Annotated in this window: 6 protein-coding genes; 4 read left to right on the top strand and 2 right to left on the bottom strand. The window is 61.1% G+C overall.

Annotated features, from left to right (window positions below; all coding sequences use genetic code 11):
* The coding region (locus EOA38_RS28645) for an SCP2 sterol-binding domain-containing protein (RefSeq protein WP_348627541.1) at nucleotides 1-416 on the bottom strand (416 nt) is incomplete at its 3' end.
* Nucleotides 417-447: 31 nt separating this feature from the next.
* Here EOA38_RS28645 and EOA38_RS40555 point away from each other — a divergent pair.
* From EOA38_RS40555 to EOA38_RS28625, 4 genes are all read left to right on the top strand, one after another.
* Nucleotides 448-1,083, top strand: a complete 636-nt coding sequence (locus tag EOA38_RS40555) for a hypothetical protein (RefSeq protein ID WP_245464860.1) — start codon at nucleotides 448-450, stop codon at nucleotides 1,081-1,083.
* A 173-nt stretch (nucleotides 1,084-1,256) separates the two neighbouring features.
* Nucleotides 1,257-2,765, top strand: coding sequence for a UbiD family decarboxylase (locus EOA38_RS28635; RefSeq protein WP_127300813.1), 1,509 nt, complete (start codon nucleotides 1,257-1,259; stop codon nucleotides 2,763-2,765).
* Complete coding sequence (locus tag EOA38_RS28630; protein ID WP_127300812.1) at nucleotides 2,762-3,355, top strand: UbiX family flavin prenyltransferase; 594 nt, start codon at nucleotides 2,762-2,764, stop codon at nucleotides 3,353-3,355. The genes EOA38_RS28635 and EOA38_RS28630 overlap by 4 nt, the downstream gene beginning before the upstream one ends.
* The gene (locus tag EOA38_RS28625) at nucleotides 3,355-3,642 is read left to right on the top strand and encodes a DUF2249 domain-containing protein (RefSeq protein ID WP_189340575.1); all 288 of its coding nucleotides are present in this window, start codon (nucleotides 3,355-3,357) and stop codon (nucleotides 3,640-3,642) included. Before EOA38_RS28630 ends, EOA38_RS28625 begins: the two co-directional genes overlap by 1 nt.
* A 121-nt stretch (nucleotides 3,643-3,763) precedes the next feature.
* On the opposite strand, the gene EOA38_RS28620 is transcribed toward EOA38_RS28625, so the two are convergent.
* Nucleotides 3,764-4,105, bottom strand: coding sequence for a hypothetical protein (locus EOA38_RS28620; protein WP_127300810.1), 342 nt, complete (start codon nucleotides 4,103-4,105; stop codon nucleotides 3,764-3,766).
* Nucleotides 4,106-4,592: the final 487 nt, after the last annotated feature.

Raw genomic sequence — 4,592 nt, 5'->3', positions numbered from 1 at the left:
ATCCGCGCCCGCCGATTGGCCGACAACAGCGCCAGAGAGGCGCGGGAAACATGACGACACGCATGGAACTTGTCTGTCCGGCGGGAACTCCCGCGACGTTGAGAGCAGCCGTCCAGGCGGGCGACGCCCAGGGCGCCAAGGACACCCGTATCGACACAGCGGGCAAGGATGCCGCGCAGTCCGAGCAGGTCCGCCGGACGAAGCTCGGCATCCTCTATCGTGTTCCTCAAGGCGAGCACCGCTTCCGTGCGCCCGCTTATCGAGATGATGCGGCTGAAGAACATCGCATCGCCGTCAAGCGTGCCGTCAAGCAGGCCCAACAGGGTCAAAAGCGGCCCTCTGATCAGCACGTCCGATCGAGCAGCCTCATCCTTGCTCACGACGCGGACACTGGATCGCTGTCCGTCCGGGGTCACGCGGAATGCGAATGCGAGGTCCACGGGATCGATGACGAAGCAGGCCGAACGGTATTCGCCCAAGCGCTCGAAAAGGCCAGGACGCCGTCCGGCAAGCGCGCGCAAGGACAATGTCAGCAACGGACCGAGAGGCAGTCCTGCGACTGTCGGAAACAGGCGGCGAACAAATCCCGGCAACATTGGCTCGGCGTTTGGCGGCCGCATCTTCAAGCGCTGTCCGTTCTATATTCGATCATGGCAGATCTCTTACGGCCAGCTAGGCATCGCATTTCTTGCCGAGAAGCTTCGAAAAATTATCCGCGTTGGGGCAGAAATCGCGATAGTGGCTTTCGAAATCGAAGGCCTCCATATGATCGTGACATCTGCGGCGGTGGGGACATGTGATGCAGGTTCGGGACATGAAGCGGTCCTGCGCGAATTCCAGCGTTTGGAAGTCATCGGGATCGATCCCGACCGAAAGCATCGCCAAAGTGAGGAAATCCTGCGCGGCATAAGGCAGATGCATGGCGTCATCGAATTCGCCGGGCGACATGCCGATGTCGTTCAGCATGCCCGTGCACTCTTCCAGCCCAAGGGCCCAGAATTCCCTTCTCGCTGCCTTGCTTCGTCCGCGGTCCCTGAAAAAGGCGATTGCCGACCGGCATGTTTCAAGGGTGCCGTTGATTAGATTGTTGGCCATTCTGAACGTCTTCCCGATATCGACCAGCCCCTCAGGCGAGTGGACCGCTGAATTCCTCATATCGTGCGGAAACGATCGCTTCTTTGACCTAGCGCAAAGTTTTCGGGCGGCCGCCGTGTGAGAAGAATGTCGCCGACGGACCGGTCGTGCCGGACTTCGCCATGCATTATCGCCTTCTTCCCCAGTTCTCCGATCTCGGCTCCTTTCTTTCGCACCTGGAAGTGAAGGGCCAGCTTCGGGAAATCCGCGCCCCGGTCTCGACGCGTTTCGAATTGACGGAGATACACAAGAGGGTGATCGCGGCGCACGGGCCGGCGCTGCGCATGACCATGCCGATCGACGACCAGGGGACCGGTTCGTCCTTTCCGGCCGTGGCAAACATTTTCGGGACGCGCGAGCGCGTCGCATGGGGGCTGGGCACGGACATTCGCGGGCTCGAGACTCTCGGCGCTCTGCTGGCGTGGATGAGGTCCCCTCAAGCTCCGCAAAACTTGCGTCAGGCCCGCCACATGTTCTCCGCCGCGCGTGGTGCGCTGGCGGCGCGCCCGAAGATCGTTTCGTCGTCAAGACTATGGAGGGACGCGGAACCGGATTTCGCAATCCTTCCCATCCAGACCTGCTGGCCGGAGGATGCCGGTCCTCTCATCACATGGCCTGTGGTCGTCACCCGGCCGCCGGGCGAGGATGATCCCGGCAAATACAATCTGGGCATATACCGGATGCAGGTCATCGCCCGTGACCGGGCGATCATAAGATGGCTGCCCATGCGGGGCGGCGCGGCCCACCATCGCATGTGGCGGGCGAGGGGGCTCGAGATGCCCGTCGCCGTCGTCATCGGCGCGGATCCCGCCACATTGATAGCAGCGGTAATGCCGGCGCCCGAAGGCGTGTCGGAACTGGCTCTGTCCGGGATGATCAACGATCGACGGGTTGGACTGTCGCCATGCAAGAGCATCGAGCTCCATGTCCCCGCCAGTTCCGAGATCGTGCTCGAGGGAACCGTTTCACCCAATGAAACGGCGAAGGAAGGTCCCTTCGGCGACCACACCGGATACTATAACGGCGCGGAGCATTTTCCCGTCTTCAAGCTCAAGCGTATTCGCGTGAGGGACGGCGCAAGCTACCTCACGACTTTCACCGGGCGCGCACCCGACGAGCCGTCCGTCCTCGCCGAGGCTTTGCTCGACGTCTACAAGCCGCTGCTGCGCCAGCAGATACCGGAAATTCTTGATGTCTGGCTTCCGCCGGAATCCTGCTCCTACAGGATTGCGGTCATATCGATCGTCAAGAAATATGCCGGACAGGCGCGGCGCGTGATGATGGGGTTCTGGGCCTTGTTGCCGCAATTCTCGATGACCAAGATGGTCGTCGTCGTGGACGACGACATCGACATCCGGTCGTGGCCGGACGTGATGTGGGCGGTCGCCACCCGCATGGATTTCTCGCGCGATCTGATGAAGCTTGATCGAACCCCCATCGACTCCCTCGACTTCGCGTCGCCGCTGGAAGGGCTTGGAGGAAAAATCGGATTCGACGCGACGCGCAAGATCGGGTCCGAGACGTCGCGTGAGTGGGGGAAGGAATTGAAGATGTCATCGCAGATCGTTGAAAGGGTCTCGGAGCGTTGGGCCGAGTTTTTTCCACGACCAACCGGTTCGGCGCAGAAATGACCAAACGGATAATAGTGGGGGTTACCGGCGCGTCCGGCTCGGTGCTGGCCCTCGAGACCATACGCCAACTGGTTAGAGCTGGGGTGGAAACGCATCTTGTCGTCTCAAAAGGCGCGCGCATAACCATCGCTTACGAGCTTGGCGCCGACGGACTGGCGCAACTCGCTTCACTCGCCAACCACACCCATAACCACCAGGACTTGGCCGCGCCGATCGCCAGCGGCTCCTTCAGAACGGACGGCATGATCGTCGTGCCATGCTCGATGCGGACTTTGGCGGCGATGGCGCACGGCCTGGGCGACAATCTTCTTACCAGGGCAGCCGACGTCGTCCTGAAGGAGAGGCGCCGGTTGGTGGTCGTGCCGCGTGAGGCGCCTCTGCATGAAGGGCATCTGGATGCGATGCTGAGGTTGACACGAATGGGAGCGATCATCGCGCCGCCGGTGCCGCCATTCTATGTCAAGCCGACCTCGGTCGAGGCGATGGTTGCCGAGATGGCGGCACGGCTCGTCAATTGGGCGGGCGTGGACCCTGGCGACAAGTTGACGAGATGGGGCGAAGACAACGCCGCAATCCGTCGATCATTCTGATGGAGCGCTCGATGGGAGGAAAGGCCCGGACGAATCCTCAAGAGCGGAAGGCCGAGCCATATGACATGAGGCGGCTTCATCCGGCCAAGAAGCAGTCGGCCATCATGTCGATATTCGACAGCCTCAAGCCCGGTCAGGCATTCTCGGTCGTGCTGGATTTCGATCCAGACAGCCTGAAGCGTCAGTTCGAGGCGTTCTTTGCTGGCGACTTCACGTGGGTTTGTCTCGAGCTTGGGCCGCGCGAATGGCTGATCGAAATTGGCAGAAGGGAACCGCCCGGTGACTGACCGTTCCTGTTGCATTTTCAGTCCGAGGATCCTTCAGGCAAGACTGAATGTCATTCAGACCGGCGCCGTTCGAGGACGCGGTTCTCCTGCCAATTGAGCGGCGAAGGGCGGATTCAGGACGCTAGCGCCCAACCGCGGTGAGCGCGGCGAATTGGCCGAGTTGCCGCATCGAGAGCGCACCGTCCCTTGCGATCGTCGCTATGTCGTCAAAGAGAAGGGCGAAGTCCAAGTAAACGCCGCGGTCCCGTTCGGCCTCTCCGATCTCGTCGAGATCCTGCAGGAACAATAGAATGGTCTCGATATGCGCGCGTTGATGACGGGCGTTGGTGAGGTGCTCGCGAGCCGCCGGTCCTATCTCCAACGTGGCGAACCGAGACAGTGTCTCGTCCAGCTTAGAACGACATTCGCAGTCCAATTGCGTCTCTTTGATCAGTCCTGACAGCCGGGCGACCGCGTTCGCCATTTCTCCGGCGCTATTTTCGGGAGGGTCGTGTTTCATGTCTTCTTCGCCCGTTGCAATCTGCCTCGCCTGCGGTCGCGCAGCATGACCCATGCCGTGGGCGATCTGTAAGAGCGCGCGCCACGCCAGGAACCGGAAGCATTGGGATCATGCTGCTTCGAGAACAATCTCCAAGATAGCCGATGCCTCTGGAAGATGTTTGCGCTGGAGCAAACAGCAAGTCGATCCTCGAACCTATTGCGTCGGGTGCTTGCCCTTCCTTGCGCCTCATCCAACGGGCGCGAAGCAAGGCGCTGTCGCAAATTCCGCATTCCTTGGAAACGACCAGTCAGATCAGAAAGCCCTCACCGTCCGTCCCGTCGATGAGCGGGTCGGGGGCGCATACGGCGGCGAGGCGGGCCGCATCGAGAATTTCGATCGTCTGGCCGTCGACCCTGATGCCTGACTTTCCCAGGGCCGACAGTGCACGCGAAAAGGACTCGCGGGTTAT

Source organism: Mesorhizobium sp. M1E.F.Ca.ET.041.01.1.1 (genome assembly GCF_003997355.1).
Lineage (GTDB): Bacteria > Pseudomonadota > Alphaproteobacteria > Rhizobiales > Rhizobiaceae > Mesorhizobium.
Note: the sequence above shows the minus strand (reverse complement) of the source record. Positions and strands in the feature narration are given on the sequence as shown.